This window comes from Streptomyces sp. NPDC050549, from assembly GCF_040655035.1.
In the GTDB taxonomy this organism is placed as follows: domain Bacteria; phylum Actinomycetota; class Actinomycetes; order Streptomycetales; family Streptomycetaceae; genus Streptomyces.
In genome coordinates, this window is sequence record NZ_JBFAJD010000005.1 from 310,781 (window position 1) to 337,746 (window position 26,966).

The 26,966-nt window shown below is 69.1% G+C and carries 28 protein-coding genes and 1 pseudogene; 9 read left to right on the plus strand and 20 right to left on the minus strand.

From position 1 onward, the window contains the following. Positions 1-5: 5 nt before the first annotated feature. From AB0I51_RS11105 to AB0I51_RS11120, 4 genes are all read right to left on the minus strand, one after another. The gene (locus AB0I51_RS11105) at positions 6-1,013 is read right to left on the minus strand and encodes a methionine synthase (RefSeq protein WP_362973594.1); all 1,008 of its coding nucleotides are present in this window, start codon (positions 1,011-1,013) and stop codon (positions 6-8) included. A gap of 46 nt (positions 1,014-1,059) precedes the next feature. Next, entirely contained in the window at positions 1,060-1,323 is a 264-nt protein-coding gene (locus tag AB0I51_RS11110; protein ID WP_362973596.1) for a hypothetical protein, read from the minus strand. A 133-nt stretch (positions 1,324-1,456) separates the two neighbouring features. Further along, on the minus strand, positions 1,457-2,155 hold the full coding sequence (locus AB0I51_RS11115; RefSeq protein ID WP_362973598.1) for an SDR family oxidoreductase: 699 nt from the start codon (positions 2,153-2,155) through the stop codon (positions 1,457-1,459). A gap of 7 nt (positions 2,156-2,162) precedes the next feature. Beyond that, complete coding sequence (locus tag AB0I51_RS11120) at positions 2,163-2,702, minus strand: TIGR00730 family Rossman fold protein (protein WP_362973600.1); 540 nt, start codon at positions 2,700-2,702, stop codon at positions 2,163-2,165. Between the two features lie 51 nt (positions 2,703-2,753). Between AB0I51_RS11120 and AB0I51_RS11125 the strand changes: the two genes are divergently transcribed. Both AB0I51_RS11125 and AB0I51_RS11130 read left to right on the plus strand, forming a co-directional pair. Continuing rightward, a complete protein-coding gene (locus AB0I51_RS11125; protein WP_362973602.1) occupies positions 2,754-3,077 on the plus strand; it encodes a DUF427 domain-containing protein in 324 nt (107 codons plus the stop codon). Between the two features lie 51 nt (positions 3,078-3,128). Next, complete coding sequence (locus tag AB0I51_RS11130) at positions 3,129-3,908, plus strand: alpha/beta hydrolase (RefSeq protein WP_362973604.1); 780 nt, start codon at positions 3,129-3,131, stop codon at positions 3,906-3,908. Positions 3,909-3,917: 9 nt separating this feature from the next. On the opposite strand, the gene mnmA is transcribed toward AB0I51_RS11130, so the two are convergent. Beyond that, positions 3,918-5,048: a tRNA 2-thiouridine(34) synthase MnmA gene (mnmA, locus tag AB0I51_RS11135; protein WP_362973606.1), complete on the minus strand. Its 1,131-nt coding sequence runs from the start codon at positions 5,046-5,048 to the stop codon at positions 3,918-3,920. A gap of 60 nt (positions 5,049-5,108) precedes the next feature. Here mnmA and AB0I51_RS11140 point away from each other — a divergent pair, with 60 nt between their 5' ends. Both AB0I51_RS11140 and AB0I51_RS11145 read left to right on the plus strand, forming a co-directional pair. After that, the gene (locus AB0I51_RS11140; protein ID WP_362973608.1) at positions 5,109-5,780 is read left to right on the plus strand and encodes an N-acetylmuramoyl-L-alanine amidase; all 672 of its coding nucleotides are present in this window, start codon (positions 5,109-5,111) and stop codon (positions 5,778-5,780) included. A gap of 214 nt (positions 5,781-5,994) precedes the next feature. Beyond that, entirely contained in the window at positions 5,995-7,560 is a 1,566-nt protein-coding gene (locus tag AB0I51_RS11145; RefSeq protein ID WP_362973610.1) for a multicopper oxidase domain-containing protein, read from the plus strand. 147 nt (positions 7,561-7,707) lie between these two features. On the opposite strand, the gene AB0I51_RS11150 is transcribed toward AB0I51_RS11145, so the two are convergent. The 3 genes from AB0I51_RS11150 to AB0I51_RS11160 are packed head-to-tail and all read right to left on the minus strand — an operon-like array spanning position 7,708 to position 9,417. Beyond that, the gene (locus tag AB0I51_RS11150) at positions 7,708-8,871 is read right to left on the minus strand and encodes a cysteine desulfurase family protein (protein ID WP_362973612.1); all 1,164 of its coding nucleotides are present in this window, start codon (positions 8,869-8,871) and stop codon (positions 7,708-7,710) included. Positions 8,872-8,923: 52 nt separating this feature from the next. After that, positions 8,924-9,205 (minus strand): DUF4190 domain-containing protein, encoded by a 282-nt coding sequence (locus AB0I51_RS11155; protein ID WP_362973614.1) that lies wholly within the window; start codon positions 9,203-9,205, stop codon positions 8,924-8,926. Positions 9,206-9,249: 44 nt separating this feature from the next. Beyond that, a complete protein-coding gene (locus tag AB0I51_RS11160) occupies positions 9,250-9,417 on the minus strand; it encodes a hypothetical protein (RefSeq protein ID WP_359609402.1) in 168 nt (55 codons plus the stop codon). 142 nt (positions 9,418-9,559) lie between these two features. On the opposite strand from AB0I51_RS11160, the gene AB0I51_RS11165 reads away from it, so the two are divergent. Then, the gene (locus AB0I51_RS11165; protein ID WP_362973616.1) at positions 9,560-10,186 is read left to right on the plus strand and encodes a TetR family transcriptional regulator; all 627 of its coding nucleotides are present in this window, start codon (positions 9,560-9,562) and stop codon (positions 10,184-10,186) included. 79 nt (positions 10,187-10,265) lie between these two features. Here the strand turns inward: AB0I51_RS11165 and AB0I51_RS11170 are convergent, their stop codons facing one another. After that, positions 10,266-10,616, minus strand: coding sequence for a hypothetical protein (locus AB0I51_RS11170; RefSeq protein ID WP_362973618.1), 351 nt, complete (start codon positions 10,614-10,616; stop codon positions 10,266-10,268). Positions 10,617-10,756: 140 nt separating this feature from the next. Beyond that, positions 10,757-11,734, minus strand: coding sequence for a YafY family protein (locus AB0I51_RS11175; RefSeq protein WP_362973620.1), 978 nt, complete (start codon positions 11,732-11,734; stop codon positions 10,757-10,759). Positions 11,735-11,812: 78 nt separating this feature from the next. Between AB0I51_RS11175 and AB0I51_RS11180 the strand changes: the two genes are divergently transcribed. Next, entirely contained in the window at positions 11,813-12,400 is a 588-nt protein-coding gene (locus tag AB0I51_RS11180) for a TIGR03086 family metal-binding protein (RefSeq protein ID WP_362973622.1), read from the plus strand. Between the two features lie 27 nt (positions 12,401-12,427). On the opposite strand, the gene AB0I51_RS11185 is transcribed toward AB0I51_RS11180, so the two are convergent. Then, positions 12,428-13,291: a thioesterase family protein gene (locus tag AB0I51_RS11185; protein WP_362973624.1), complete on the minus strand. Its 864-nt coding sequence runs from the start codon at positions 13,289-13,291 to the stop codon at positions 12,428-12,430. 152 nt (positions 13,292-13,443) lie between these two features. On the opposite strand from AB0I51_RS11185, the gene AB0I51_RS11190 reads away from it, so the two are divergent. Beyond that, complete coding sequence (locus AB0I51_RS11190; protein ID WP_362973626.1) at positions 13,444-14,679, plus strand: alpha/beta hydrolase-fold protein; 1,236 nt, start codon at positions 13,444-13,446, stop codon at positions 14,677-14,679. On the opposite strand, the gene AB0I51_RS11195 is transcribed toward AB0I51_RS11190, so the two are convergent. Then, complete coding sequence (locus AB0I51_RS11195; protein WP_362973628.1) at positions 14,576-15,244, minus strand: trimeric intracellular cation channel family protein; 669 nt, start codon at positions 15,242-15,244, stop codon at positions 14,576-14,578. The genes AB0I51_RS11190 and AB0I51_RS11195 overlap by 104 nt on opposite strands. A gap of 23 nt (positions 15,245-15,267) precedes the next feature. Beyond that, entirely contained in the window at positions 15,268-16,659 is a 1,392-nt protein-coding gene (locus AB0I51_RS11200; RefSeq protein WP_362973630.1) for a M1 family metallopeptidase, read from the minus strand. Positions 16,660-16,938: 279 nt separating this feature from the next. Here AB0I51_RS11200 and AB0I51_RS11205 point away from each other — a divergent pair, with 279 nt between their 5' ends. Beyond that, positions 16,939-17,460, plus strand: coding sequence for a hypothetical protein (locus tag AB0I51_RS11205; RefSeq protein WP_362973632.1), 522 nt, complete (start codon positions 16,939-16,941; stop codon positions 17,458-17,460). Between the two features lie 91 nt (positions 17,461-17,551). Here AB0I51_RS11205 and AB0I51_RS11210 read toward each other — a convergent pair whose 3' ends face one another. From AB0I51_RS11210 to AB0I51_RS11230, 5 genes are all read right to left on the minus strand, one after another. Continuing rightward, on the minus strand, positions 17,552-18,865 hold the full coding sequence (locus tag AB0I51_RS11210; protein WP_362973634.1) for a dipeptide ABC transporter ATP-binding protein: 1,314 nt from the start codon (positions 18,863-18,865) through the stop codon (positions 17,552-17,554). Then, positions 18,862-19,959, minus strand: a complete 1,098-nt coding sequence (locus AB0I51_RS11215) for an ABC transporter ATP-binding protein (RefSeq protein WP_362973636.1) — start codon at positions 19,957-19,959, stop codon at positions 18,862-18,864. The genes AB0I51_RS11210 and AB0I51_RS11215 overlap by 4 nt, the downstream gene beginning before the upstream one ends. Further along, on the minus strand, positions 19,956-20,954 hold the full coding sequence (locus AB0I51_RS11220; protein ID WP_362973638.1) for an ABC transporter permease: 999 nt from the start codon (positions 20,952-20,954) through the stop codon (positions 19,956-19,958). Before AB0I51_RS11220 ends, AB0I51_RS11215 begins: the two co-directional genes overlap by 4 nt. A 111-nt stretch (positions 20,955-21,065) precedes the next feature. Next, complete coding sequence (locus AB0I51_RS11225; RefSeq protein WP_362973640.1) at positions 21,066-22,862, minus strand: ABC transporter substrate-binding protein; 1,797 nt, start codon at positions 22,860-22,862, stop codon at positions 21,066-21,068. A 69-nt stretch (positions 22,863-22,931) separates the two neighbouring features. Beyond that, a complete protein-coding gene (locus tag AB0I51_RS11230; RefSeq protein WP_362973642.1) occupies positions 22,932-23,939 on the minus strand; it encodes an ABC transporter permease in 1,008 nt (335 codons plus the stop codon). Positions 23,940-25,620: 1,681 nt separating this feature from the next. Here AB0I51_RS11230 and AB0I51_RS11235 point away from each other — a divergent pair. Continuing rightward, positions 25,621-25,806: a hypothetical protein gene (locus AB0I51_RS11235; RefSeq protein ID WP_362973644.1), complete on the plus strand. Its 186-nt coding sequence runs from the start codon at positions 25,621-25,623 to the stop codon at positions 25,804-25,806. A 98-nt stretch (positions 25,807-25,904) separates the two neighbouring features. Here the strand turns inward: AB0I51_RS11235 and AB0I51_RS11240 are convergent, their stop codons facing one another. Both AB0I51_RS11240 and AB0I51_RS11245 read right to left on the minus strand, forming a co-directional pair. After that, positions 25,905-26,696: an enhanced serine sensitivity protein SseB C-terminal domain-containing protein gene (locus AB0I51_RS11240; RefSeq protein WP_019068616.1), complete on the minus strand. Its 792-nt coding sequence runs from the start codon at positions 26,694-26,696 to the stop codon at positions 25,905-25,907. Positions 26,697-26,882: 186 nt separating this feature from the next. Continuing rightward, positions 26,883-26,966, minus strand: a pseudogene (locus AB0I51_RS11245) (transposase); the annotation flags it as partial.

The following is a 26,966-nucleotide window of genomic DNA, read 5'->3' on the forward strand; positions in this document are numbered from 1 at the left end:
TTCCGTCACTCAGGGTTGTCCGCGAGGGATCTCGCCGCCCGGACGCAATGGGCGAGCGCATGGCGCGCGTACTCGGGGGTAGCCCCCGCGAGTCCGCACGCCGGGGTGATGGTGACCGCCTCCGCGAGCAGTCCCGGTCGCAGCCCCAGCCTGCGCCACAGCGTCCTGACACCCATGACGCTACCGGCAGGGTCTGACAATGCGGTGTCCGTGCCCGGCACGACACCGGCGAACAGCCGGGTGCCGGCCTCGACCGCCTCACCGATCACGTCGTCGTCACGCTCGGTGAGGAGGGAGAAGTCGAAGGAGACCCCGGCCGCACCCGCGCGGCGCAGCAGGGCGAAGGGGACGTCCGGTGCGCAGGAGTGGACGACGACCGGGCCGTTCGCGTGCACCCCGACCACCTCGCGGAGCGTGCTCTCGACGAGTTGGCGGTCGACGGCGCGATAGGTGCGGTAGCCGCTGGCGGACCTGACGTGTCCGCGCAGTACGCCGATCAGGGACGGCTCGTCGAGCTGCAGCACGATCTGGGCGCCCGGGACACGGCGCTGGACGTCGGCGAGGTGGTTGCGCAGGCCCTCGGCGAGCGAGCCCGCGAGGTCGCGGCAGGCGCCGGGGTCGGAGAGCACGGCCTCGCCGTTCCTCAACTCCAGGCCGGCGGCGAGGGTCCAGGGCCCCACGGCCTGCATCTTGATCGGCCCCTCGTACCCCTGCGTGAACTCCTCGAACGCGTCGAGGTCCTCCCCCAGCCACGCCCACGCCCGCTTGGTGTCCCGCCCCGGCCGGTCCCCGATCCGCCAACCGCTGGGCTCCACGCGCGCGTACACCTCGACGAGCAGCCCGGCGGTCCGCCCGATCATGTCCGCACCGGGTCCCCGCGCGGGCAGCTCGGGCAGGAACGGGAAGTCCTCGAAGGCCCCCGTCGCGGTCTTCGCGGCCTCCCGGGCGTCGGTGCCGGGGAGGGATCCGATGCCGGTGGCGGGACCGAAGCTGAACTGGCTGTTGTTGCTCACCCGGGCAGCCTACGGAACCCTCGGGCAGGGGTGACGCCCCTGGGGGCTACGCCCGCCAGACCCCGAGCCGTGTCAGAAACGCGACCAGCCGTTCCGGATCCGCCACCTCCAGGTTGTTCCGGAACCGATCGCACTCCCAGGAGACGTCCGTCCTGCCGTGCACGCTGCCGCTCCCGATGAACTCGCCCTCGGCGTCGAGCAGGGCGATGGTCACGCTGCCGTGGCAGCGGCAGATGTCGTCCGCGAAGGTCCCGGTGGTGACGAGAGCGCGCAGCTCCGTAAGCTCCTCGGCGTCGAACACCTCACCCATGAGCCCGCGTTCGGCGAGCGGTCCGCCGTTGTCTCCGCCTTCGAGGACGACCGCGGCCTCCGTGCGCCCCAGACCTCTTCGAGCCGGCGCAGGATCTCCGCGCCGCTCGCCCCGCCCCGCCGCTCCGGCCCGTTCACCGTCCCGGCCGCACCGTCAGGTCGTTGACCTCCGCGTCCGCAGGCAGGTCGATGGCCATGAGGATCGTCGTCGCGACCGACTCGGGGTCGATCCACTGGGCGGGGTCGTACTCCTTGCCCTCCTGCTGGTGGACCTTGGCCTGCATGGGGCTGGCGGTGCGGCCGGGGTAGACGGAGGTGACGCGGACGCCGTTGGGGTGTTCCTCGTGGCGCAGGGAGTCCGCCAGGGCCTTCAGGCCGTGTTTGGAGGCGGCGTACGCGGACCAGTCGGCGCTCGCCCGCAGGCCCGCGCCGGAGTTGACGAAGAGCACGTGGCCGCGGGCCGCGCGGAGTTGGGGCAGGAAGTGGCGGGTCAGTTCGGCGGGAGCGACGAGGTTGACGTTGAGCTGGTGGTGCCAGGTCTTCGGGGTCAGGTCGCCCACCGGGCCGAGGTCGACCACCCCGGCGATGTGCAGGAGCGTGTCCACCCGGTCGGGAAGGCTCTGGTGGGAGAACGCCCAGCTGAGCCGGTCCGGGTCCGCGAGGTCGCCCACCAGGGTGCTCGCCCCGGGGTACTCCGCCGCCAGTTCCTTCGCGCGGCCCGCGTCGCGCGCGTGGAGCACGAGGTCGTCCCCGCGCGCGTGCAGGCGGCGCGCGACGGCCGCGCCGATGCCGGAACCGGCCCCGGTGATCACATGTGTAGCCATGCCCGTCATGCTCGCATCAGCGGGTACCGAAAGACTCCTCCAGGTAGGCCAGCGCCCCCACCGGCTCCTCCGCGAAGAACACCAGGTCGGTGAGCGGGACAGGCAGGAACCCTTCGTCCTCCATGCGCTGGAACTGGGTCTTCAGGCCGTCGTAGAAGCCCGCCGTGTTGAGCAGCACCACCGGCTTGTCGGTGTGACCGTGCTTCTTCAGCTCCAGGATCTCGGTGGCCTCGTCCAGCGTCCCGGTGCCGCCCACCATGATCACCACTGCGCCGGCCTTCTCCAGGAGCAGCTTCTTGCGTTCGGCGAGGTCCGCCGCGATCACCATCTCGTCGGCACCCGCGCGGGTCTTCGCGGCCAGGAAGGTCACCGAGACGCCCACCATGCGCCCGCCGGCCTCCTGCACACCGTCGGCGACCACCTTCATGAGCCCGACGTCGGAACCGCCCCACACAAGCGTGTGACCGCCCTTGCCGAGCAGTTCCGCGAACTCCCGTGCGGGGCGCGTGTAGCGCTCGTCCAGGTCGGCGGCGGAGAGAAAGACACAGATCTTCATATCCGTCACCGTACGCGGGAAGAACCGGGGGCCCGCGAGTGCTTTTCCGGTATGGCTGACGGACACACGATCACGATCGAGCAGGGCGACCGGCGGGTACGCGTCGTCCACGGCGACCAGGTGCTGGCGGAGAGCGACCGGCCCCTCGTCCTGAAGGAGACCGGCTGTCCCGTGCGCTACTACCTCCCTCCGGAGGACGTACGCCTCGACCTCCTGACCCCCTCCGGGACCCACACCCACTGCCCCTTCAAGGGCGACGCGTCCTACTGGTCCCTGCCGGACGCGACCGACCTGGTGTGGGCGTACCCCGACCCCAAGCCCGACGTGGCGCAGATCAAGGACCACCTCTGCTTCTACGCAGTAGAGCTGTTGTGAGCAGAAGTGTTGTGACCGATTAGTCCGCGGCCCTGCGGCAGTCTCCAGGGCATGGACAAGAAGACTGTTTCGCGCGACGGCACCGCCATCGCGTACGAACGCATCGGTGCGGGTCCGCCCGTCGTGCTGGTCGGTGGCGCGATGACGACGGGCGACGGCCTGCTGCCGCTCGCCGCACAGCTCGCGCACCGGTTCGGGGCGGTCCCGTACGACCGCCGGGGCCGGGGCTCCAGCGGCGACACGGCGCCCTTCGCCGTGGCCCGGGAGGTCGAGGACCTCGCGGCACTGATCGACGCCGTGGGCGGCAGCGCGGCCCTCTACGGCCACTCGTCGGGCGGCGCGCTCGTCCTGCACGCGGCGGCGAGCGGCCTGCCCGTCACCCAAGTCGCCCTCTACGAGCCGCCGTTCGCCCTCGACCCGGCCGGTGCCAAGGAGCGCGCCGAGTACACCGGGCGGCTGACGGAACTGCTCGCGGAGGGCCGCCACGGCGACGCCGTCGAGCTGTTCATGGCCCTCACCGGCGCTCCCCCGGAGATGATCGCGGGCGCCCGCCGCTCCCCCATGTGGCCCGGCATGGAGGCCATCGCCCCGACCCTCGCCTACGACGACGCGGCCATGGGCGACGGTCTGGTCCCGGCGGAGCGGCTGGCGTCGCTGTCCGTCCCGGTGCTGACGATCGCGGGCGGCGCGAGCCCCGAGTGGATGCGGCAGGCCGCGCGGGCGGCGGCGGACGGGGCGCCGGACGGGACGTATCGCACCCTGGACGGTCAGACCCACATGGCGGACCCGACCGCCCTGGCGCCGCTGCTCACGGAGTTCTTCACGCGGTGACCTGGAGGGTCACGCCATCGCCGTCGCCGCGCGCGTGGTCGTCGCGATCGTCGCCGATCCCACCACGCGCGTGTCGTCGTACAGCACGATCGCCTGCCCGGGGGCCACACCGCGTACCGGCTCGGTGAACGTCACCTCCAGGGTGCCGTCGACGAGTTCGGCGGTGACCTCGGTCTCGCCGCCGTGGGCGCGGAGCTGGGCGGTGTAGGTGCCGGGGCCGGAGGGCGCCGTGCCGCACCAGCGCGGCTTGACGGCCGTGAGGCCGCTGACGTCGAGGGAGGCGGCCGGGCCGACCGTCACCGTGTTGTCGACCGGGGAGATGTCCAGGACGTAGCGCGGCTTGCCGTCGGCGGCCGGGGTGCCGATGCGCAGGCCCTTGCGCTGGCCGATGGTGAAGCCGTACGCGCCCTCGTGCGAGCCGACCACCGTGCCGGACTCGTCGACGATGTCGCCCTCGGCCTTGCCCAGGCGGCCTGCGAGGAAACCCTGGGTGTCGCCGTCGGCGATGAAGCAGATGTCGTGCGAGTCGGGCTTCTTGGCGACGGCGAGGCCGCGGCGCTCGGCCTCCGCGCGGATCTCGTCCTTCGTCGTGACGGTGTCGCCGAGCGGGAACAGGGCGTGCGCGAGCTGCCGCTCGTCCAGGACGCCGAGGACGTAGGACTGGTCCTTGGCCATGTCGGAGGCGCGGTGCAGTTCGCGGGTGCCGTCCTCGCCCACTATCACCTGGGCGTAGTGGCCGGTGCAGACGGCGTCGAAGCCGAGGGCGAGCGCCTTGTCGAGGAGCGCGGCGAACTTGATCTTCTCGTTGCAGCGCAGGCAGGGGTTCGGGGTGCGGCCGGCCTCGTACTCGGCGACGAAGTCCTCGACGACGTCCTCGCGGAAGCGGTCGGCGAGGTCCCAGACATAGAACGGGATGCCGATGACGTCGGCGGCGCGGCGGGCGTCCCGTGAGTCCTCGATGGTGCAACAGCCACGCGCGCCCGTGCGGAACGATTGCGGGTTCGCGGAGAGCGCGAGGTGGACGCCGGTCACGTCGTGGCCGGCTTCGGCGGCGCGGGCGGCGGCGACGGCGGAGTCCACGCCGCCGGACATGGCGGCGAGTACGCGAAGGGGGCGGGGGCGCTGCGAGGTCTCAGTCATAACCCTTCCAGGGTACGGGTCGCCGGGAACCGGGACCCGCGAGTATCCGTTGAAGATCGCATGGGGGAGACACAGGGCGGGGACAAGGAGACGCCGCGAGGGTCCACGGGCCGGCGGGCGCTGCTGATCGGCGGTGCCGCGGCCGCCGTGGGGACGGTGGCGCTGGCGCGGGACGAGCTGGCGCGGCTGTGGTGGCGGCTGCCCGGAGTGGAGAAGCCGCGGGTGGCGGGCGCGGTGGACTTCCGGGGCGCGCAGTGGGTGTCGGCGTCCTCGGCGAACTACCGGCGGGCGGACCGGCCGGACGACTACGCGATAGACCGGGTGGTCGTCCATGTCACCCAGGGCGGCTTCCGCAGCGCGGTGAAGGTCTTCCAGGACCCCGCGCACGGGGCGGCGGCGCACTACGTCGTGCGCAAGGACGGGCACATCACGCAGATGATCCGCGAGCTGGACGTGGCCTTCCACGCGGGCAACCGGGAGTACAACGAACACAGTGTCGGCATCGAGCACGAGGGCTTCGTGGAGCAGGCCTCGTCGTTCACCGACGCAATGTACGCGGCCTCCGCGCGGCTGACGGCAGGGATATGCGGGCGTTACGGAATCCCGGTCGACCGGGAACACGTCATCGGGCACGTGGAGGTGCCGGGGACCGATCACACGGACCCCGGGCGGTACTGGGACTGGGACCGGTACATGGCGCTCGTAAGGCGGGCACACCGGACACAGGTGTGACTCGGGTCACATGCGGCTTTGGCTATGAGTCGTTTCAGTTACGGCCGTGTCCGATGCGTCCCCTGCTCGGGATGTGACCTGGGGTACACCAACTCGCCTTCTGCTTCAGGGGAGTTGCGAAGGGAGCAAGCGCGCCCACCTTTCACAGATTGCTCTGCCCACTGCTAACTACCCCCCAGTTTTTACACAGCCCTTAGGTCAAATCTCTGGCGCCATGACACACACCAGCGAGCCCTCGTCCGAAGCGAACAGGGACGACAAGGGCAATCACCGCAAGTCCACGGCCGAGAAGCGCGAACACAGCAAGGGCAGTGCGGCCCGGGGCAAGGGTCTGCACCGGCGCAAGTTCCTCGGCGGGATGGCCGGGGCCGGCATCGCGGCGGTGGCCGCCGCGGGTGGTGCCTTCTCCCTGCTGAACGACGCGGCGAAGAACAAGGCGTCCGCGGCGGACAGCACCCTCACCATCCCCGACCTGCTGGAGGGCACCACCTCCGACAGCACCACCACCTTCACGCTGGAGGCCAAGACCGGCACCAGCGAGGTGCTCAGCGGTGTCACCAGCTCGACCATGGGCTACAACCAGTCGTTCCTCGGCCCCACCATGAAGTGGACCAACGGCGACACGGTCCTGCTGAACATCACCAACAGCCTCGGCGCGGACACCACCGTCCACTTCCACGGCGCACACGTCCCGGCCAAGATGGACGGCGGTCCCCAGGTCGCCTTCTCCGACGGCACGACCTGGTCCCCCACCTTCACGGTCAAGGACGACGCGAAGACCCTCTGGTACCACCCGCACGCGCTGGGCACCACGGCCGAGCAGGCGGTGCACGGGCTGGCCGGCATGATCATCGTCGAGGACGACTCGACCACCTCGTCCGACCTGCCCAGCGACTACGGCGTCGACGACATCCCGCTGATCTTCCAGTGCCTGGCCGTCGACAGCGCCGGCGACATCAAGTACGACCTGACCGGCTACCTGAGCAGCGGACTCAGCTACCCGGTCCTGCTGAACGGCACGAACGTCGACTCCACGACGCTCGGCTTCACCGCCACCAAGACCCGCACCCGGTTCCGGGCGCTCAACGCCTCACCGTCGGACATCATCACCATCCAGCGCAGCGACGGCGGCACGCTGACCCAGATCGCCACCGATCAGGGCTACCTCGCCGAGGCGGCCGACGTGACGTCCATCCGGCTGGTGGCGGGCGCCCGCGCCGAGTTCGTGATGGACCTGTCCGCGGACGCCACGCTCCAGGCCGTCGTCACCACCGGCTGGGTCCGCGGCGGCAGCGGCACCTACGACGTCCTCGCGATCACCGCCAGCGGCTCCGACACCCCGGACGACCTGCCGTCCACGCTCAACACCATCGAGCGGTACGACACCAGCGACTTCACCGCCCGCACCATCACGCTCGGCCAGAGCGGCACGACGATGCTGATCAACGGCTCGGCCGGCACCAGCATGTCGTCCATGGCGATGATCAGCACCACGCTGGGGTCCAAGGAGATCTGGACGATCAAGAACAGCACTCAGTTGGAACACTCGTTCCATCTGCACGATGTTCCGTATCAGCTCATAGCCATCAACGGTGACACCCCGACCGGTGTCGAACTGGGCTGGTACGACACATACGAAGTGGTCGGTGGTGGCTCGATCCAGATCGCCATGGAGTTCACCGACTTCAGCGACGACACGTACATGTACATGCTCCACTGCCATCTCCTCCAACACGAGGACGAAGGCATGATGGCCGGCCTCATGGTGACGGACAGTTAGACGGCGGCCGTCAGGGAGATTGGTTCCGGGGAGCACGATCCCCCGGTGCCCGGCGTCAGCCTCCCCCGTGGACGCCAGGCACTTCGGACCGGGGAGAGTCGGCGGACTCTCCCCGGTTCTCCGCGTGTCCGGTCAGATCGGTCCAGGTCAGGTCAGCCCGGCGGCCCGGGCCCGTTCCACCGCCGGAGCGATCGCCTTCGCGACGGCCTCCACGTCGGCCTCCGTGGAGGTGTGGCCGAGGGAGAAGCGCAGGGTGCCGCGGGCCAGGTCCGGGTCGGTGCCGGTGGCGAGCAGGACATGGCTGGGCTGGGCGACGCCCGCCGTGCAGGCCGAGCCGGTGGAGCACTCGATGCCCTGGGCGTCCAGCAGCAACAGCAGCGAGTCGCCCTCGCAGCCGGGGAACGTGAAGTGGGCGTTGGCCGGCAGCCGGTTCACCGGGTCCCCGCCGAGGATCGCGTCCGGGACCGCCGTACGGACGGAAGTGACGAGGTTGTCGCGGAGGGCGCCGATCTCGCGGGCGAACCACTCGCGCTGTTCGGCGGCGAGGCGGCCGGCGACCGCGAAGGAGGCGATCGCGGGGACGTCGAGGGTGCCGGAGCGGACATGGCGTTCCTGGCCGCCGCCGTGCAGCACCGGTACGGGGGTGTACTCGCGGCCCAGCAGTAGCGCGCCGATGCCGTAGGGGCCGCCGATCTTGTGGCCGGAGACCGTCATCGCGGCGAGGCCGGAGGCGGCGAAGTCGACCGGGACCTGACCGAAGGCCTGCACCGCGTCGGCGTGCAGCGGTACGCCGAACTCCTGGGCCACGTCCGCGAGTTCGCGGACCGGCAGGACCGTACCGATCTCGTTGTTGGCCCACATCACGGTGGCCAGGGCGACGTCGTCGGGGTTGCGGGCGATGGCCTCGCGCAGCACCTCGGGGTGGACACGGCCGTAGGAGTCGACCGGGAGGTACTCGACGGTGGCGCCCTCGTGCTCGCCCAGCCAGTGGACGGCGTCCAGGACGGCGTGGTGCTCGACGGGGCTGGCCAGTACCCGGGTGCGGGCCGGGTCGGCGTCGCGGCGGGACCAGTACAGGCCCTTCACCGCGAGGTTGTCGGCCTCGGTGCCGCCGGAGGTGATGACCACCTCGCTGGGGCGGGCGCCGAGCGCTTCGGCGAGGGTCTCCCGAGACTCTTCGACCGTACGGCGGGCCCGGCGGCCGGAAGCGTGGAGGGAGGAGGCGTTGCCCGTGATGCTCAGGTGGGCCGTCATCGCCTCGACTGCCTCGGGAAGCATCGGGGTGGTCGCGGCGTGGTCGAGGTATGCCATGGTGCCGCCGATTCTACGGTCCCCGGCGGGCACCCCGAAGGGGCGGGCAGGGCTAGAAGTTCCAGGAGACCGTGCTGTCGAGCTGCATGAAGGCGACGAGGACCAGCAGATCGGCGATGCCGAGTCCGAGGCCGAGGAGGGCCCGGCCGCGGCGGGCGGTGCCGCGCCACAGGGCCGCGCCGGCCAGGGCGATGGCGATCGGTCCGAGGAAGACGTTGAGGACGAGCAGGCCGACGAGGCCGAGGATGAAGGACGCGACGGCCATGCCGTCGGCGTCGCGGCGGCCGGTGGCCTTGAAGTCGGAGCTGCTGGTTGCCGGTGCGGTGAGTTGCATGGTGGTTCGGCTCCCGAGGATCGGGTGGGCGGATGGTCGGGCGGTCAGTTGGCGGACGTACGGCTCCGGCGGCCGTGCCGCTCGCGGAGCGCGAAGATGCCCAGCCATACGGCGATGACGGTGGCGGCGACGGCGGTGAAGGCGAACGACGCGTGGGCCACGGTGCCCATCACGACGCCGAACAGCAGGAGCGCTGCGACGAGGACCAGCATGGGATGAATCCCCCTCCGAGACGACTTGCGAAGACTCTCGTTACGTTTCGGTGAACGGTTGTAGTAACAGTTGTTCACTGACTTTGAGTCTAGCGTCTCCGACGGCTTTTCAATTCCGGAGAACAGTTGTTAACTGGATGACATGAGTCACACCCTCGGCATCCGGCAGGTTCAGAAGCAGAAGACCCGACAGGCGTTGCTGGACGCCGCGTTGGGGCTGCTGGAGGAGCAGAGCCTGAGCAGCCTGGGCCTGCGCGAGGTCACCCGCGCCGTGGGCGTCGCCCCGACCGCCTTCTACCGGCACTTCCGTTCCACGGCCGACCTCGGGGTGGCACTCGTCGAGGAGGCGCTCGGCAGTCTGCATCCGATGATCCGGCAGACGGTGGCGACGGCGGAGGACAGCGACCAACGCATCGTGCGCGCCGTCCAATTGATCGCCGACCATGTGGACACCTACCCGGCCCACGTCCGCTTCCTCGCGCGCGAACGCCACGGCGGGGTCCAGCCGGTGCGCGAGGCCATCCGGGAGCAACTCGCCCGGTTCGCCGAGGAGGTGAAGGCCGAACTCGCCAAGGACCCGGAGTCCAGCGGCTGGAACGACTCCGACCTGCTGATGCTGGCCCACCTCTACGTCGACCAGATGCTCATCACGGCCTCGCTCTTCATGGAGGCTCGGGAGACCTCGGACGAGGAGCGCGAGCGCGTGGCCCGACTCGCCACCCGCCAGATGCGGTTGATCAGCGTCGGCCGCCGGCACTGGCTCGGCTGAGCCGGTACCGGCCGCGGACATACGACAGGGGCGGCGCTCCCGGTGCACGGGTGCGCCGCCCCTGTCGTGCGGACCGCGGTCAGCCCTGCTGCGGGGCCCCGCTCATCTGGCCACCGCCCGGGCCGCCACCGCACCCGCCGCCGGGGCCACCGCCCTGGCCGCCGCCACCGGGACCGCCGGACGGCATCCCGGAGGCGTTGCCGGTCGGCATGCCCGTCGGCCGGCCGGAGGCCGCGGCGCCCGTGGGCGCGCCGGAGGGAGCGCCGCTGGGCCGCGCCGTGGCGTTGCCGGTCGGTGCCGAACAGGACTGTGTGGAGCCGGAGTTGCCGCTGCCGGAGGACGACGAGGAGTCGCTCGAGCCGCAGGCCGCCAGGGCCAGGGGCGAGAGCGCCAGCAGGGCCACTGCGGGGATGAGACGCGCACGCTTCATGAGAAACAGCTCCAAAAACGATGAGGATGCCTTGTCGCGGGAACTCAATCAACGCCGCTTAGGGCTTCCTTGTCGGCACCCTGTCCTCACCCTGTGCGCGAGGTAAAGGGCAGCTCAAGTAGACGCCCCGACCTGCGACTTCACGATCGGCCCTCGCCTACTCGCTGGTACAGCTCCGTGACAGAAGCAGCCGCCGCGGCCACTTCCGCGCGTGCCTCGGGGGGCGATACGACCTCCAACGCGTCGGCGAACTGGAGCAGTTGGCGCGCCTCGCGGACGAACCCGTAGGACAGCCGGACCGTCACCCACTCGTTCTCCCCCTCGTCGTCGGGGAGTTCGGCCAGCGAGGAGGCGTTGAGGCGCAGGAACATGTCGAGGCGGGAGCGGCGGACCCGGACGGTGACGTCGAGTCCGCCGGGGCGTTCCTCCACCTGGCGGCGCAACTCCTTCCAGGCGTCGGCGAGTTCGACGCCCGGGCGGCGCTTCACCGGGTCGGGCAGCAGGGTGGCCGAGTGCACGCGGTCGGCGCGGAAGAGGCGGGGTCGCGCACGGCGGTCGGCGACCAGGTACCAGACGCCCGCCTTGGAGACCAGGCCGTAGGGGTCGACGGTGTAGTTGCTCGGTTCCTTCGCGCCGCTGTGCCGGTAGCGCAGCCGCAGCCGCCGGTCGGCGAAGACCGCGTCCTGCAACACGTCCAGATCCACGGCGGGTTGGGGCCCGCCCTTCCAGCGGGTGGCGTCGACAAGGATGCGCCGGGAGGTCACCTCTGCGGCCGGGCGGTACGGCGCCGGCAGCGCGGCCATCACCTTGCGCAGCGCGGAACCGAGCGCGGCGTCGAGGCCGAGCGCCGCGTGGGCACCCTGCGCGGCCAGGATGAACAGGGCGCGTGACTCGTCGGCGGTCAGTCCCGTGACATCCGTACGGAACCCGGCGAGCAGCTCGATGCCGCCGTGCCGGCCGCGCTCCGCGTACACCGGCACCCCGGAGGCGGACAGCGCCTCGACGTCCCGGTAGATGGTGCGCACCGACACCTCCAGCCGGTCGGCGAGTTCGTGCGCGGGGACCCGGCCCCGGGTCTGCAGGAGCAACAGGATCGAGAGGAGTCGGTCGGCCTTCACTCCCCCAGGATCCGCTGCCCGGAAAGCCCGCGCAAATGTTGACGGAATCTGTCAGGTTATGGGTCCAGCATCGGCGCCATGAACACGAACACCACAGACCCGCGCCCCTTCTACACCCGCGCCACCGAACAGGCCGCCGCGCTGATCAGGACGGTACGACCGGAGCAGCTGGCAGGTCCGACCCCGTGCGCGGAGTTCGACGTACGGACCCTGCTGAGTCATCTCGTCGGCGGCACACTGCGGATCGCGACGGTCGGCGAGGGCGGCGACGGCATGGCCGTGCACCCCTTCGTGGACGGAGTTGCCGACGAGGGCTGGCCGGCCGCGTACGACGAGGCCCGCGTCCGCGTCCTCAACGCCTGGGCGGACGACGCCCGGCTGGACGCGCCGGTGCGCGTCCCGTGGGGCGAGGCACCGGGCCGCGCGGCCCTCTCCGGCTACCTCATGGAGAACGTCACCCACACCTGGGACCTCTCCGAGGCCCTGGGCCATCCTCTCCGACTCGACCCGGAACTGGCCGAGTTCGCACTGGCCGTCGCCCGCCGGGTCCTGCCGGACGAGCAGCGGGACGCGGACACCCCCTTCGAGTCGGCACAGCCGGTACCCGAAGAGGCGGACGCCTACGGGCAGTTGGCGGCCTGGCTGGGCCGAAAGCCGGTCGGCTGAGTCCGGCGCGGACGCGAGCCCCTCGGCTCAGCTCAGCCTCGCCCGCGCCAACTGCCGCGACTGGGCGACCAGTCGGTCAGCGCTGTCCCAGACCTCGGCGTCCTCCTCCAGGAAGCCGCCGGCCAGGTTGCGGGTGGTGATCGAGACGCGGAGGGGGCCCGGGGCCGGGCGGGAGCGGACGTGGACGGTGAGCTCGACCGTGGGGACCCAGCCCTTGAGGCCGATCTCGAAGGCGGTCGGGGGCAGCGCGTCCACCGCGAGGAGGAGGGAGAGGGGGTCCGCGTCGCGGCCGTCGGCGAGGCCGAACCAGGAGCGCATCTCACCCTTGCCGGAGGGGGCGCCCAGGGCCCAGCCGAGGGTGGACGGGTCCAGCTTGAGCATCAGGCGGTCGGTGATGGCCGAGCTGCCGTCGACGGGGGCCGGTCCGTCCTCGGGGCCGAAGCACTGGTCCATGGGCGGGAACGCGGGCGGCTTCGCCGTGGTGCGGACGTCGCCGGGGAGCGCGTCCAGGTCGCCGTAGGAGGCGAGGACGCGGATGCGTTCCACCTCGCGGCCCTGGTCGTCGTACTGGAAGAGGGAGGCCTGGCCGGTGGAGAGGGTGCGGCCGGTGCGGACCACGTCCGTGCGGACGACCGCCGGGCCCGGCTGGGACGCGGTCAGGTAGTGCGCGGAGATGGTGAACGGGTCGCTGTGCGGCAGGGCGTCCGCGAGGGCGCGGCCGAGGACGGCGAGGAGATAGCCGCCGTTGACGGCGTTGATGATGGTCCAGCCGGCCGAGAGGTCGATGTCGTAGACGCCCGGGGCGCGACGGGTGACCGCCGTGTCGCGGTCGAATTCGCTGTCACCGATCGTGGCCCGCGTGGCCGTCGGTGCGGATGCTGCTTCTCGCATGGATGAACCGTACAACAGTCGATTACTAAGCGGTAGCTTTGTTGTTGCGGGCATATGAAAACACCGGCCACTCGGGTGAGTGCCCGGCAATTTCTTGGTAAGTGTCCGCACTCGTCCGTGACCCACGGCCCGCGATCCCCCTCTTTGGGGACATGAGCCTCACCGGGACTCCGTTCCTCTACACCGCCGTCGCGCTGACGATCGTCGCCCTCATACTGCCGCTCGTGCTGTGGTCGCGGATCCGCGGCCCCAGGGCCGTACGCGTGGCGGGCCGGGCCCTGATGCTGCTGTTCGCGCAGGCCACGGCCGTCACCCTGGTCTTCGTCATGGTCAACAACCAGAACAACCTCTACGACAACTGGGCCGACCTCCTCGGCACCGGCAACCACGTCCAGCAGGCCGCCGACCTCGGCAAGAACGGCACCGGCAACATCTCGCTGAACCGGTTGCCCAAGGTCAAACAGGCCTTCTCCCCCGCCAACGGTCCCGGCATGCGTTCCGCCGGCCAGGTGGAGGTCACCCAGCTCAAGGGCCGGGTGTCGGGCGTGAACGCCGAGGTCTACGTCTGGACCCCGCCCCAGTACAAAGAAGCGGCCTACCGCCACAAGAAGTTCCCCGTCGTGGAACTGCTGCCGGGCTGGCCCGGCTCCGCCAAGGCCTGGTTCGGGTCGATGCACGTGACCCAGCAGCTGGAGCCGCTGATGAAGAGCGGACGGATCGCGCCCTTCATCCTGGTCGCGCCGCGCTACAACCTGCTGGCCGGTGTGGACACCGGGTGCGCCAACATCCCAGGCACGGTCAACGCCGACACCTGGCTCAGCGTCGACGTGCCGAAGATGGTCACGGACAACTTCCGCGCCCAGCCCGCGCCCAAGGGCTGGGGGGTCGCCGGTTACTCGGCCGGCGCGCACTGCGCGGTCAAGCTCGCCGTCGCCCACCCCGACCGCTATCAGGCCGCGGTGAGCATGTCCGGCTACAACGACCCGATCGGCGAACGCAACTCGCTGGCCGCGCAGAGCGTGGCCCTGCGGGAGGCGAACAACCCCTACCTGCTGCTCAGGAAGGCGGCCACGCCGCCGCCGATCGCGCTGTACCTGTCCGGCGAGTCCGGCGACGGCTACCAGGCGGGCGTGGCCCTCGAACAGATCGCGAAGGCGCCGACGAGCGTGCACGTGGTGTTCCTGCCGCGCAGCGACGGCGGGCACACCATGGCGCTGTGGCGGCCCCAGGTGAAGACGGTGTTCCGCTGGCTGACCCTGGAGCTGGGCCAGAACCACCCCAGGATCACGAAGGGGTCGGATCCTCTCGGGCATTCGACCGGCGGTTCCACGCACGCGGAGCTCGCCAGTGGAACCGCATCGCGAGCAGGCGCAACACGAAAGCGGTGACGATCGCGAGCCCACTGGTGAGCGGGCTCAGCGCGTCGTAGTGGATGCAGAGCACGGAGATGGTGGCGCCGACGATCGCCGGGACCGCGTACAGGTCGCGGTCCCAGCGGAGCAGGGACGGGGTCTCGTTGGCGAGGACGTCGCGCAGCACACCGCCGCCGACGGCGGTGGCGAGACCGAGGGCGGCGGAGGAGGTGAGGCTGAGCCCGTAGTCGTACGCCTTCACCGTGCCCGAGACGCAGAACAGGCCGAGTCCTGCCGCGTCGAAGACGTTGACGCCGGCCTGGATGCGCTCCACGTGCGGATGGAGGAAGAAGACGAGGAGCGCGGCGAAGAGCGGGGTGATGAAGTACCCCAGGTCCGTGAAGGCGGCCGGGGGCACCGCCCCGATCATGAGGTCCCGGAACAGCCCTCCGCCCAGCGCGGTGACCTCGGCGAGCACGGCGATGCCGAACACGTCGAAGTTCTTGCGGACGGCCAGCAGCGCGCCTGAGATGGCGAACACGAAGATGCCGACGAGGTCGAGCGTGTGCTGGACGGAGGGGCTGAACAGTTGCTGAAGCACCCCACATTGTTACTCGTGGGTCGTCACAGCGCGGGCTTGCCCGTCGTGTGGAGCCAGGTCTGGAACAGGTCGTCGAGGTTCTGCCCGGAGATCTTCTCGGCGAGCGCGATGAACTGCCCGGTGCTCGCGTTGCCGTAGCGGTGCAGCTTCGCCCAGGTCGGGAGGAGCTTGAAGAACGCGGTGTCGCCGATGCGTTCGCGGAGCATCTGGAGGGTCATCGCGCCGCGCTGGTAGACGGCGGAGGCAAACATCGTGTCGCGCTGCGGGTCCGCCACGACGGTCTGCCAGAAGGCGCTGTCCGCGGGGCGGGAGTTGTAGCCGGCCAGGAACGAGTCGTGGGCGGTGCGGGTGCCCCGGTGCTCGGCCCACAGCCACTGGGCGTAGGTCGCGAAGCCCTCGTTGAGCCAGATGTCCTTCCAGTGCGCGACCGACACGGAGTCGCCGAACCACTGGTGGGCCAGCTCGTGCACGATCGTCGACTCGCTGCGCACGGCCGAGTAGGCGGGCTTGGACTGCACCTCCAGCGAGAACCCCGCCTCCGGCATGTCGTCGACGATCGCGCCCGTCTCCTCGAAGGGGTACGGCCCGAAGACCTGCGACCAGTAGTCGGTCGCGGCGGCCGTCACGGCGTACACGTCGACGCTGTTGCTGTTGGCGAGGACCGGGTCGATGGCGACGTAGATCGGGGTGCCGCCGGGGGTCGTCCCCGTCTTCACGTCGAACTTCCCGATGGTGGCGGTGGCGAGGTAGGTCGCCATCGGCTTGCTCTCGCGCCAGTGGGTGTACGTCGAGCCGCCCTTGTCGTACGTCGAGACGAGGCGGCCGTTGGAGACTCCGGTGAGGCCCTTGGGGGCCTTGATACGGACGTCGTAGGTGGCCTTGTCGGACGGGTGGTCGCTGGACGGGAACCAGGTCGAGGCGGCGTTGGGTTCGCAGGCGACGAAGACTCCGTCGGCGGTCTTCATCCAGCCGTAGTCGGAGCCGAACACGATGGGACCGTTGAGGGGTTCGGGCACACCGCCGTAGGTGACGGCGACCGTGAAGTCCTTGCCCTTGCGGAGGAAGTCCCTCGGCGTGATGCGCAGTTCGTCGCCGGTGCGGGTGAACTCGGCCCGTCTGCCGTTCACTTCGACCTTGGTGACCTCCAACTTCTGCAGGTCCAGGTCCAAGGAGGAGAGGTTCTGGGTGGCACGGGCGGTGAGGGTCGTACGGCCGTCGAGGCGGTCGGTGTCGGGGTTGTAGGCCACGTCGAGGGCGTAGTGCCGGGCGTCGAAGCCGCCGTTGCCGAGTTGCGGGAAGTAGCTGTCACCGATGCCGTCGGCGCCCGGGGTGGGGGCGGAGGAGGCGGAGATGACGAGAAGAGAGGCCGCCGCGGTCGCGAGGGCTCCTAAACGTGCCGAACGGGAGAGTGCCATGAGCCGTCCCTTCGGGTGCGTTTCCGATCAGTCGGACACGCTCGACTCTGCCCCAGCCCTATACGTCATGTACATGGCTTTACCAACTCGTCATGCGCGACAGGGTGGTTGACCATCACGGCCGACGGCTTTTTTCGACATCTTTGCCAGAGATTTCACTGCACAAAACGGCAACCTCAATTCTTCCTCAACGCTCCCTTTATCGATTGACCTGCCTCCGTCAACTTCCCTAGGCTCAGCCGCGCTTGAGGTTTTCGGAAAAACTCACAGGGGGAATTCATGCGCACCGGAACAAAGCTCGCCACACTTGTTCTGGCCGGCACCCTGCCGGTCATCGCCGGCGCTGCGCCGGCCTCCGCGACCGTCACGCCGAAGAGGTCCTGCCCCATCACCTACGGGGTCCTCATCACCTCCCACTCGCACTACCGGCTGCCGGCGAAGGGCCAGTACTACCACGACGGGCCGGGCGGAACCATGTCGGTCCACGTCACCAAGGCCTCCACCATCTCCTACAGCCTCTCCACCTCCCTCGAGGTGAGCGCGAGTTACCTGTTCGCCTCGGCCAAGGCGACCGTGGGCGGGTCCGTGACCAAGTCCGTGGCGGTCACCACCGGGCACACGTACACGCACAACATCAGCGCCCACAAGTTCGGCAACATGCAGTACGGCTCCTACGGCTTCAAGGTCGGCTGGGAGTCGAACAAGACGAACCCGAACTGCAGCACCACGGTGCTGGCCACGGGGACCGCGAAGCTTCCGGTGAACTCCGTCGGCTGGTACTACTGGGAAACCAAGTCGTGAATTAGCGGAACGCGGTAAAACCCCGCCAGAACATGGAAATGCCCCGGCGACCTTTTCGGTCGCCGGGGCATTCCCCGTGCTCGAATTCCCTTTACTTCGCTCCGTCGGTCTCCGGATCGGCGGATTCCGCAGCGGGCTCGGCGGATTCCGCGACCGGTTCAGCAGCGTCCGACACCGGCTCCGCGGCGCCCGCGACAGACTCGGCGGCCACTTCCGAAAGCGTCGCCGCCACCGCCGCCGACGTCTCCGCCGACTCCTGCAGCGCCGTCTCGCCGAGCAGCTTCTCGGCCTCCTTCGCGACCGTCAGCAGGACCGTGTCCTGCGGAGCCTGGTCCGCGAAGTTCTCCGGGTGGTGGCAGGCCACCTGCTGGCCGGGCTTCAGCTGAAGGAGCGGCGGCTCGGTCGTCGTACAGATCTGCGTCGCCTTCCAGCACCGGGTGTGGAACCGGCAGCCGCTCGGCGGCGAGATCGGCGAGGGCACATCGCCCTGGAGCAGGATGCGGTCGCTCTTCGCGTTCTTCCGCCGCGGGTCCGGGATCGGCACCGCCGACATCAGCGCCTTGGTGTACGGGTGCATCGGCGCCTTGTACAGCAGCTCACGGTCGGCCAGCTCGACGATCTTGCCGAGGTACATGACCGCGATCCGGTCCGAGACGTGCCGGACCACCGAGAGGTCGTGCGCGATGATCACGTACGTGAGGCCGAGCTCCTGCTGAAGGTCGTCCAGCAGGTTCACCACCTGCGCCTGGATCGACACGTCGAGCGCGGAGACCGGCTCGTCCGCCACGACCAGCTTCGGGTTCAGGGCGAGCGCGCGGGCGATGCCGATGCGCTGGCGCTGACCGCCGGAGAACTCGTGCGGATAGCGGTTGTAGTGCTCGGGGTTGAGTCCGACCACCTCCAGCAGCCGCTGCACTTCCTTCTTGATCCCGCCCTCGGGCTCGACACCCTGGAGCTTGAAGGGAGCGCCGACGATCGTGCCGATGGTGTGACGCGGGTTCAGCGACGAGTACGGGTCCTGGAAGATCATCTGCACATTGCGGCGCAGCGGGCGCATGCCGCCCACCCCGAGGTGCGTGATGTCCCTGCCCTCGAACTCGATCTTTCCGCCGGTCGGCTCCAGCAGCCGGGTGATCAGCCGGCCCATCGTCGACTTGCCGCAGCCCGACTCGCCGACGACGCCCAGCGTCTCGCCGGACCTGACCTCGAAGTCGAGGCCGTCGACCGCGTGCACGGCGCCGACCTGCCGCTGCAGCAGACCCTTCTTGATCGGGAAGTGCTTCTGCAGCCCGGTCACCTTCAGCAGGACCTCGCCGGAGGCGGGCTTCTTGGTGAGGGTCCCGCCCTGCAACTGCGGCTCGTCGGCCTGCGCGGGAATCGTCACCGCTTTCTCGTCGTCACTCACAGCTTCGGCGCAATCTCTTCGGTCCAGATACGCTCCCGCTGTTCCTTGCCCAGGTGGCAGGCGGCCCAGTGCCGGGTGCCGACCTCGGCCAGCTCGGGGCGGACGGTGCGGGTGACGTTGTCCTTCGGGAGGTCCGCGTACGGGCAGCGCGGGTTGAAGGCGCAGCCGGACGGGATGTTGATCAGCGAGGGCGGGGAGCCCTTGACCGGGATCAGGCGGTCCTGCTGCTCACGGTCGAGCCGCGGCATCGAGCCGAGCAGGCCCCAGGTGTAGGGGTGTCGGGGCTCGTAGAACACGTCCTCGGCCGGTCCCCGCTCGACGCAGCGGCCGCCGTACATCACCAGGATGTCGTCGGCCAGTTCGGCGACGACGCCCAGGTCGTGGGTGATGACGATGACCGCGGAGCCGAACTCCTTCTGCAGGTCCCGGATGAGGTCGAGGATCTGCGCCTGGACGGTCACGTCCAGGGCGGTCGTCGGCTCGTCCGCGATCAGCAGCTCGGGGTTGTTGACCAGCGACATCGCGATCATCGCGCGCTGGCGCATACCGCCGGAGAACTCGTGCGGGTAGCTGTCCACCCGCTTGTCCGGCTGCGGGATGCCAACCCGGTCGAGCATCTCGACCGCGCGGCGCTTGGCGGTCTTCTTGTCGACGTCGTGGTGGATCCGGTACGCCTCCACGATCTGCGCGCCGATCGTGTAGTACGGGTGCAGCGCGGAGAGCGGGTCCTGGAAGATCATCGACATCTGCCGGCCCCGCAGCTTGCGCACGTGGTCGGGGTCGGCGGACAGCAGCTCGGTGCCGTCCAGCCAGATCTCGCCGGAGATCTGCGCCTTGCGCTTGCCGTACTGGCCGGCGGTGTGCAGGCCCATGATGCCGAGCGAGGTCACCGACTTGCCGGAGCCCGACTCGCCCACGATGCCGAGGGTCTTGCCCTTCTCCAGCTGGAAGGAGAGCCCGTCGACGGACTTGACCAGGCCGTCGTCGGTGGGGAAGTGCACCTTGAGGTCGCGTACTTCGAGGAAGGCCGTCGGAGCGGGCGATGCGCTCGTGGGCTCGCCCAAGGCCGCTCCGGTCTTGCTCAGTTCCGTCATGAGAGCCTCACTCGGGGGTCGATCACGGCGTACAGGATGTCCACCACGAGGTTGGCAAGCAGCACCGCGAGAGAAGTGATCAGGGTGACGCCCAGAATAATGGGCAGGTCCTGGTTCTTGATGGCGGTGAGCACGGCCTGGCCGAGGCCGGGCAGGCTGAACGTCGTCTCGGTCAGGATCGCGCCGCCGATGAGGGCACCGAGGTCCATGCCGAGCATGGTCAGGATCGGCGTCATCGTGGAGCGCATGGCGTGCTTGCCGATGACGACCTGTTCCTTGAGGCCCTTGGCGCGTGCCGTGCGGATGTAGTCCTCACCGAGGATCTCCAGCATGGTGGCGCGGGTGATGCGGGCGTACATGGCGGCGTAGAGGAAGGCGAGGGTGATCCAGGGCAGGATCATGCCGCCCAGCCAGCCGGAGAAGCTCTGGTCCAGTGGCACGTACTGGCCGTTGATCCAGTTCAGCCCGTAACTGAAGACCGCCAGCGAGAGCAGGCCCGTGAAGTAGATGGGGAGGGACACACCACCGAGTGCGACCACCATGGCGGTCCGGTCCCAGACGCTGCCCCGCTTGAGCGCGGAGAGCACACCCGCGGCGACACCGAAGACCAGCCACAGCACGGCGGCACCGAGCGCGAGACCCAGGGTCACCGGGAAGCGGTCGGTCAGCACCGGCCATACGGACTGCTCGCTACGGAAGGAGTAGCCGAAGCAGGGCGCGGCACAGTGGGTGACGTCGCCGCCGGCCGAGTAGGTGCGGCCGACGAAGATCCCCTTGAAGAAGTGCCAGACCTGCACGAAGATCGGGTCGCTCAGACCCAGCTTCTCCCGCACCGCCGCGACGGCGTGCGGGTCGGCCTGCTTGCCCACGAAACTCGTGGCGATGTCCACGCCCGCCCACTTGGGGACGAGGAAGAAGATGCTGAAGACCACCAGAATGATGACCACCAGCATCACTGCGGCGGCGAACAGCCGCCTGATGAGGTAAGCGAGCACAGCTAACGGCCCGCCGCGGGACCGCGGGCCACCGGAGGTCTTCCGGTGGCCCGCGGTCCCGCCGCGCCGGCCTTCACCTGCCTTTCGTGCCGTACGGCGGGTGTGCCGGGATTACTTCGTGGACTTCAGACCGATGTTGACGAAGTCGTAGTAGCCGCTGTACGCGTTCGTCGTGTACACGTTGGCGATACGCGAGGAGCGCCAGTTCAGGAGTCGCTCGAAGGTGAAGGGCAGGTAGTACGCGCCCTCGGTGACCTTGTGGTTGATCTCCGTGGCGATCTGCGTCTTCTTCGACTCGTCCAGCGCGGTGTTGTACTGGTCGAACAGCCCGTCGATCGTCTTGTCCTTGATCAGGGCGAAGTTGTTGTTACCGCTCTGCAGGATGTAGCTGCTGTCCCACAGCGGGGCACCGTAGCCCTGGACGGTCGGGAAGTCCGCACCCCAGCCCATGATGATGATGCCGAGCTTCTTCTTCGCGACGTTCGAGGGGGAGCCGATGATGCCGGAGCTCTGCGAACCGTCGTACTGGTAGATGTCGGCCTGGATGCCGACCTTCTTCAGGGCCGCCTGCAGGGACGTGGCCGTGGCCACCTCCTGCTGCTTGTTGTTGCGGACGGCGATGGTGGTCTTGAAGCCGTTCGGCTGGCCGCAGGCCTTCAGCGCCTTCTTGGCCAGGTCGTCGTTGCCGGTCTTGTTGGCACCGGAGATCCCGTACGGGTCGTACTTCTGGCCCTCGCCACCGGCGATGGCGGGCGGGAGCATGTTGGTTCCGATGTCACCACCGGCGATCGGGCCACCGCGCGCGGTCTGCAGCGACACGTGGTCGGCCGCGTAGATGACGGCCTTGCGGCACTCGATGTTGTCGAACGGCTTGACGCTCTGCGGGAAGGCCGCGTAGCGGATGAAGCCGGAGATCGGGTTGTCCAGGTTGGCCTTGTGCTGCTTCAGGGCGATGGTGCGGCCCTGCGGACCCAGACCCGTCTGGCCGGCGTCGATGTCGTAGTCGCCGTTGATCAGACGCTGGTCCATGTCGGACTGGTTCGAGGAGATGGTCAGCGAGATCTTGTCCGGGTACGCCTTGCGCACCGGGTCGGACGACGCCTTCCAGTTGGTGTTGCGCACCAGGACCAGCTTCTTGCCCGGGCTGTACGACTGGAACTTGTACGGGCCGGAGGAGAAGGGGTGCAGCGTGTACTTCGCCTTGGTGTCCTTGTCCTGGCGGACCGGGGACGCCGTGACCATGGCGAGGACCTGCTTGAAGTCCGAGTTCGCCGTGGGCAGGTGGAAGACGATCGTCTTGGCGTCGGGCGTGGAGATCGCCTTCAGGCCGAGCTTGTCCGCCGAGGTGTCCTTGTACGGACCCTTGTAGGTGTTCTTGGGGTCGAGCATCTGCTGGAGGTAGATCGGACCGCCGGACAGCACGTCCTGCGCCCAGACCCGCTCGATGCCGTACTTGATGTCCTGGGCGGTTATGGCCTTGCCGTCCTCCCACGTGATCCCGTCACGCAGGTGGAAGGTGTAGGTCTTGCCGTCGGCCGAGACCTGACCCATGTCGGTGGCCAGGTCGGGCGTGAGCTCGGCGCCCGCGGCACCCGGCTCGGTCTTGAAGGTGAGCAGCTGACGGCTGTAGTACCGCGAGAAGTCCCACATGAAGCCGTAGTAACCGCGCGTGGTGTCCCAGAAGTCGGCGTCCTGGGCGGAGACGAACTTCAGCTCGCCGCCCTTCTTGACCAGCGAGGCCTGGGCGACCTTGTTGTTCGCCGCGTCGAAGCCGGCGGCGCCGGTCTTCGAACCGCCGCCGTCGCTGCTGTTGCCGCCGCCGCACGCTGCCAAGGCCAGCATGCCGGCGACCGCGGCAGCAGCGGCAAACGCCTGCTTACGCCGCCCTGAGGTGCGTTGGGTAGTCACGATCTCGGATCCTCCGGATTTGATGAGAGACCCCGTGTAGATGGCACGGGAAGCTTGGGGTAAGGCGGTTCAGCGGGAAGCCTTCGGGTCCAGCGCGTCCCGCACGCCGTCGCCGAAGAGGTTGAATGCCAGAACGGTGATGAAGATCGCCACGCCGGGAATGACCATGTACATGGGGTCCGAGTCGTAGTAATCGATCGCGGTGGAGAGCATCTGTCCCCAGGAGGACGTGGGCGGCTTGACGCCCACGCCCAGGAAGCTGAGCGCCGCCTCGGTGAGGATGTTGGTGGGGATCATCATCGTCGTGTACACGATGATCGGAGCGACCAGGTTGGGCAGCAGTTCCTTGAACAGGATGTAGAAGCGTCCGGCGCCCAGCGAGCGGGCGGCCTCGACGTACTCGCGCTCACGCATCGAGAGGGTCTGTCCGCGCACCACGCGTCCGATGTACGGCCAGCCGAAGAAGCCGATCACCAGGATCATCACGAACACACGGACGCTGGAACCGCTCAGGCCCAGCATCTCGTTCGGCATCACGGAGACCAGCGCGATGATGAAGAGCAGCTGTGGGAAGGCCAGCAGACCGTCCATGACGCGGCTGATCACCGAGTCGACCCAGCCGCCGAAGAAACCGGCCAGGATACCGAGGACGGTGCCGAGGACGACGGCGACGATCGCGGACAGGAAGCCGACGAGGAGCGAGATCCTGGAACCGTAGAGGATCCGCGCGAAGATGTCGCGGCCGTTGACGGGCTCGACGCCCAGCAGGTGGTCGCCGCTGATGCCGCCCAGCGACCCCTTGGGGGTGCCGAACAGCGGGTCGATCAGGCTCTCGTGGAAGGTGTCCGGATCCTGCCCGATCAGGCTGGCGATCATCGGGGCGAAAACCGCAACCAGAATGAGGACAAGCACGACAATGCCGCCCGTGAGGGCGAGTTTGTCGCGCTTGAGGCGCTCCCAGGCGATCCGGCCCAGGGAACGTCCCTGCACGGCCTTGTCACCGGCGTTGGCGATCGCCGCTTCCTCGACCGCGCTCGGGGCCGCTTCCGCGGTCGGCTCGTGCAATGGTGCCGTCATCTGGCAGGGACCCCTCTCAACCGGCGGTAGCCGGCCCACACTTGCCGCTGTGGCGGCCATGATCAGTCCGTCGTACATCGGGGCGAACGGCCCCTGGTGCGGGAGTCTTCAACGCTTTGGTGATCTGCTGCCAGACTTGACGGTGAATGGATGCGTAAACGTGATGCGGGCTGGAGGGTTCCGTTATACGGACAACGGGTAACGCCCCCCGAACGCCTGGCAGTTGGTACAGAACACCGATTCGGCGCCATTTTGGGGCACTGAACCGCGATCTACGCGCGAAGAAATGTGTCATCGACGTAAATCCTGCGGAGAAGCGGGGAAGAGGACTCGCCCGGTCAGTATCCACCACGGACGGGTGAGCAGCCGTACCCGCCCGCCCCTGCGGGCGTTCGCCCGGTCTCGATCCGGCGCGGGTCGAGTCAGGAGCCGCCGACGGCGAACCACGGCGTGACCGACACCGGCGGGCTCCTTCGACCGCAGACCGCCCCACAGGGAACCAAAGCCCCACGAGGTCTTCGCCGAGCCGCAGGCCGAGCACGACACCGCCATCGCCGTCGGCCGGCCGGGGCATCAACCGGGGCCCGGCCGCCGACCGTCGCACCTCACCCAGGACGCCTCGCCGCCCACCCGCCGGGACCGACGATGCGGCGGACCGCCCAGCCCCACATGTCAGGCGGCCACGACGACCACCTCACCGCCGAGGCGAATCACCTCTCCTGCCGACCACGCGGCCCGTCCACTCGACCGGTTCGGCTCACCGGCACCGATTCGTAGGACCGGACACCCATGACCGGTCACCGCGATCCGTCCGAAGGCACCCCGCACTGCCGAGCGTCCGATCGGTGACGCCTTCACCGCACCGGACGAGCAGGCCGTCGTCGTTCCGGTCACAGACGCCGACGCGCCGCCCGTCCCGAGCCTCGCCGACTCGCTCCAGGCGATGCCCAACGAGCGCACCACCGACCCACCGGATCAAGGATCTGCCGCCTCCCCTTTCTCAGATCCTGATGCGCATGCCCCGCACCGGCGTCAGGACCGGAGCCCGCGTCCTCACCGGCGACGCCGACGCCTTCCCGTCCGCCGCCCACGCCGGCCTCGCGCCGGCCGCCCGCCGCTCCGGGTCCGGCTCCGTCTCGCCCGACTCCGAGCCGACGCGCTCTTCGCGACGGGCCGCGACGACACCTCCCACCGACCACGAACCCCGACTACCCCTTGGCCAAAGCCATAGGGGGGCACCACCCAGGAGCGAGAGCCAAATAGCGTGACACGCAGGACGGACATTCGGCACTATCCCCGAACCATGCCATGTCAAGGGAAAGCAGAACTTGAGCGTCGCTTGAGAGTGAGCGCGGGGAAGGATTCAAATCCGCTTGGCACCTTTTGTTTTCGCCCGATACCTTCCTCCCCATCGGCGGAGAGTAATCTGCTCGCTGCCCAGGAATTGCATGAAAAGAACCACCCATTCGGCAATGGCTCTGGCTGCCGTCATGATGGGCGCGGTCGCCATGGCCCCCGCCCAAGCCGTACTACTCGACCCTCGGCAACCACGTCGGCGCGCACAACAGCAGTTCGTCCAAGGCCACGCTCAACTACACCCTGGCCTTCAGCACGGTACGCCAGACCTCCCACACCTTCTCGGTGGGCGTGAGCCTCGAATGACGGCAGCTACGCGTACAACGTGACCGAGTCGACCAAGAAGGGCAACAGCGTCTCCTTCTCCCTGCCGGTGGCTGGAGAAGTCGAACTGCAGCGTGGTGAAGGTGAAGTCGAACACCGTGCACGCCGTCACCGCATACCCGATTTTCGCCTCGTGCCAGAGAAAGAACGAGGCCTGCACACCGAAACCGAAGTAAGAAATTCTTGACGGTCTGAGCGCACGGCAGAAAAACGATGGGGCCCGCTCTGCTCCAAAGAGCGGGCCCCATCGTTTTCACGGTCACAACGGAAGCGTCGGCCGATGAATCAGTACCGCGGAGGCGGATAGCCGTATCCACCCGGCGTCGACACCTGCGCCGGCGCCGCGTGGGCCTCACGGTCGTAGAACGGGCGGGCGTTCGCCCGCAGCCACAGTGCCACCGGGTCGTAGTCGTCCGACATCGCGACGGTCGACACCGGCAGCCCGTCCGGGACCGCGCCGATGGACTGCTGCATCATCGCGCGCACCGAGTCCACGGCGGGCGGACTGGTGTCGTACACATCCAGGCCGATCGCGAGATACGGCGCACCGAGCGCGGGCTGCACCCAGGCGCGGCGGAGGGTGCGGACCGCCGGGGTACGGTGGGCGTTCTGCGTGAGCAGGCCGTAGAACTGCGGGACCTCGATCGCCGGTTCCGTCAGGCGCAGGGGCCCTGCGGGCTGGCGCTCCAGGCCGGTGGCGATCCTGCGCAGGTCCAGCCAGGGGATGCCGACGCCGCCGCCAGGGGCGTGCGGGTTGAGCCAGAGACCGAAGTGGTCGGGGTAGAGGGTGCGGGCCACGTCCAGGCCGTCGACCACCTCGTAGGAGCGGTTCCAGCCGCTGGCCGAGAGCTCCTGGGCGGAGGTGACGCAGGGGGCGTAGCCGTAGCCCTCGACGTGCATGTTTCCGTACTGGGCGTCCGGGGAGCCGGACTGGCCGTGCCACAGGAGCATCCAGATCTGGCCGGAGTGGGGGGTCGCGAGGGCGCGCAGGAGCGCCTCGTAGGCGTCGTAGCGCCCGGGCGTCACCTGGCGCAGCATGTGCTCGACCTGGCCGGTCGCGGTGCCGCTGGCGCTCACGTGTACCGCCCCTTCTGGTGGTTGGCCTGCGTTCGGAAACAGCTTAAGCGCCCAATGGGTGGGGGCTCATTGTCTGTCGGCGAGTGCAGGACGTGTGTGGCTGGGCGCGCCCCGCGGCGGAGCCGCAGATCGACACAGCCCCGCGCCCCTGGGTTGGCTGCCCCTGGCGGAGTTTCTAGTGCCGCATCAAGCAACGTTGGCCCTGTCGACGACCGCGCGTAGGCGCCGGTCGTCGGCATGGCGGTTTCGCCAGATGATGTAGCGGCGGAT

Excerpts from the sequence above, each read along its gene's own strand:
- AB0I51_RS11110 (WP_362973596.1), bottom strand. The coding sequence starts at position 1,323 with ATGGGTGAGGTGTTCGACGCCGAGGAGCTTACGGAGCTGCGCGCTCTC.
- AB0I51_RS11150 (WP_362973612.1), bottom strand. The coding sequence starts at position 8,871 with ATGGCATACCTCGACCACGCCGCGACCACCCCGATGCTTCCCGAGGCA.
- AB0I51_RS11120 (WP_362973600.1), bottom strand. The coding sequence starts at position 2,702 with ATGAAGATCTGTGTCTTTCTCTCCGCCGCCGACCTGGACGAGCGCTAC.
- mnmA (WP_362973606.1), bottom strand. The coding sequence starts at position 5,048 with ATGACTGAGACCTCGCAGCGCCCCCGCCCCCTTCGCGTACTCGCCGCC.
- AB0I51_RS11200 (WP_362973630.1), bottom strand. The coding sequence starts at position 16,659 with ATGGCACTCTCCCGTTCGGCACGTTTAGGAGCCCTCGCGACCGCGGCG.
- AB0I51_RS11180 (WP_362973622.1), top strand. The coding sequence starts at position 11,813 with ATGAACACGAACACCACAGACCCGCGCCCCTTCTACACCCGCGCCACC.
- AB0I51_RS11130 (WP_362973604.1), top strand. The coding sequence starts at position 3,129 with ATGGACAAGAAGACTGTTTCGCGCGACGGCACCGCCATCGCGTACGAA.
- AB0I51_RS11160 (WP_359609402.1), bottom strand. The coding sequence starts at position 9,417 with ATGCTGGTCCTCGTCGCAGCGCTCCTGCTGTTCGGCGTCGTGATGGGC.
- AB0I51_RS11205 (WP_362973632.1), top strand. The coding sequence starts at position 16,939 with ATGCGCACCGGAACAAAGCTCGCCACACTTGTTCTGGCCGGCACCCTG.
- AB0I51_RS11215 (WP_362973636.1), bottom strand. The coding sequence starts at position 19,959 with ATGACGGAACTGAGCAAGACCGGAGCGGCCTTGGGCGAGCCCACGAGC.
- AB0I51_RS11230 (WP_362973642.1), bottom strand. The coding sequence starts at position 23,939 with ATGACGGCACCATTGCACGAGCCGACCGCGGAAGCGGCCCCGAGCGCG.
- AB0I51_RS11170 (WP_362973618.1), bottom strand. The coding sequence starts at position 10,616 with ATGAAGCGTGCGCGTCTCATCCCCGCAGTGGCCCTGCTGGCGCTCTCG.
- AB0I51_RS11165 (WP_362973616.1), top strand. The coding sequence starts at position 9,560 with ATGAGTCACACCCTCGGCATCCGGCAGGTTCAGAAGCAGAAGACCCGA.
- AB0I51_RS11145 (WP_362973610.1), top strand. The coding sequence starts at position 5,995 with ATGACACACACCAGCGAGCCCTCGTCCGAAGCGAACAGGGACGACAAG.
- AB0I51_RS11185 (WP_362973624.1), bottom strand. The coding sequence starts at position 13,291 with ATGCGAGAAGCAGCATCCGCACCGACGGCCACGCGGGCCACGATCGGT.
- AB0I51_RS11115 (WP_362973598.1), bottom strand. The coding sequence starts at position 2,155 with ATGACGGGCATGGCTACACATGTGATCACCGGGGCCGGTTCCGGCATC.
- AB0I51_RS11140 (WP_362973608.1), top strand. The coding sequence starts at position 5,109 with ATGGGGGAGACACAGGGCGGGGACAAGGAGACGCCGCGAGGGTCCACG.
- AB0I51_RS11190 (WP_362973626.1), top strand. The coding sequence starts at position 13,444 with ATGAGCCTCACCGGGACTCCGTTCCTCTACACCGCCGTCGCGCTGACG.
- AB0I51_RS11125 (WP_362973602.1), top strand. The coding sequence starts at position 2,754 with ATGGCTGACGGACACACGATCACGATCGAGCAGGGCGACCGGCGGGTA.
- AB0I51_RS11155 (WP_362973614.1), bottom strand. The coding sequence starts at position 9,205 with ATGCAACTCACCGCACCGGCAACCAGCAGCTCCGACTTCAAGGCCACC.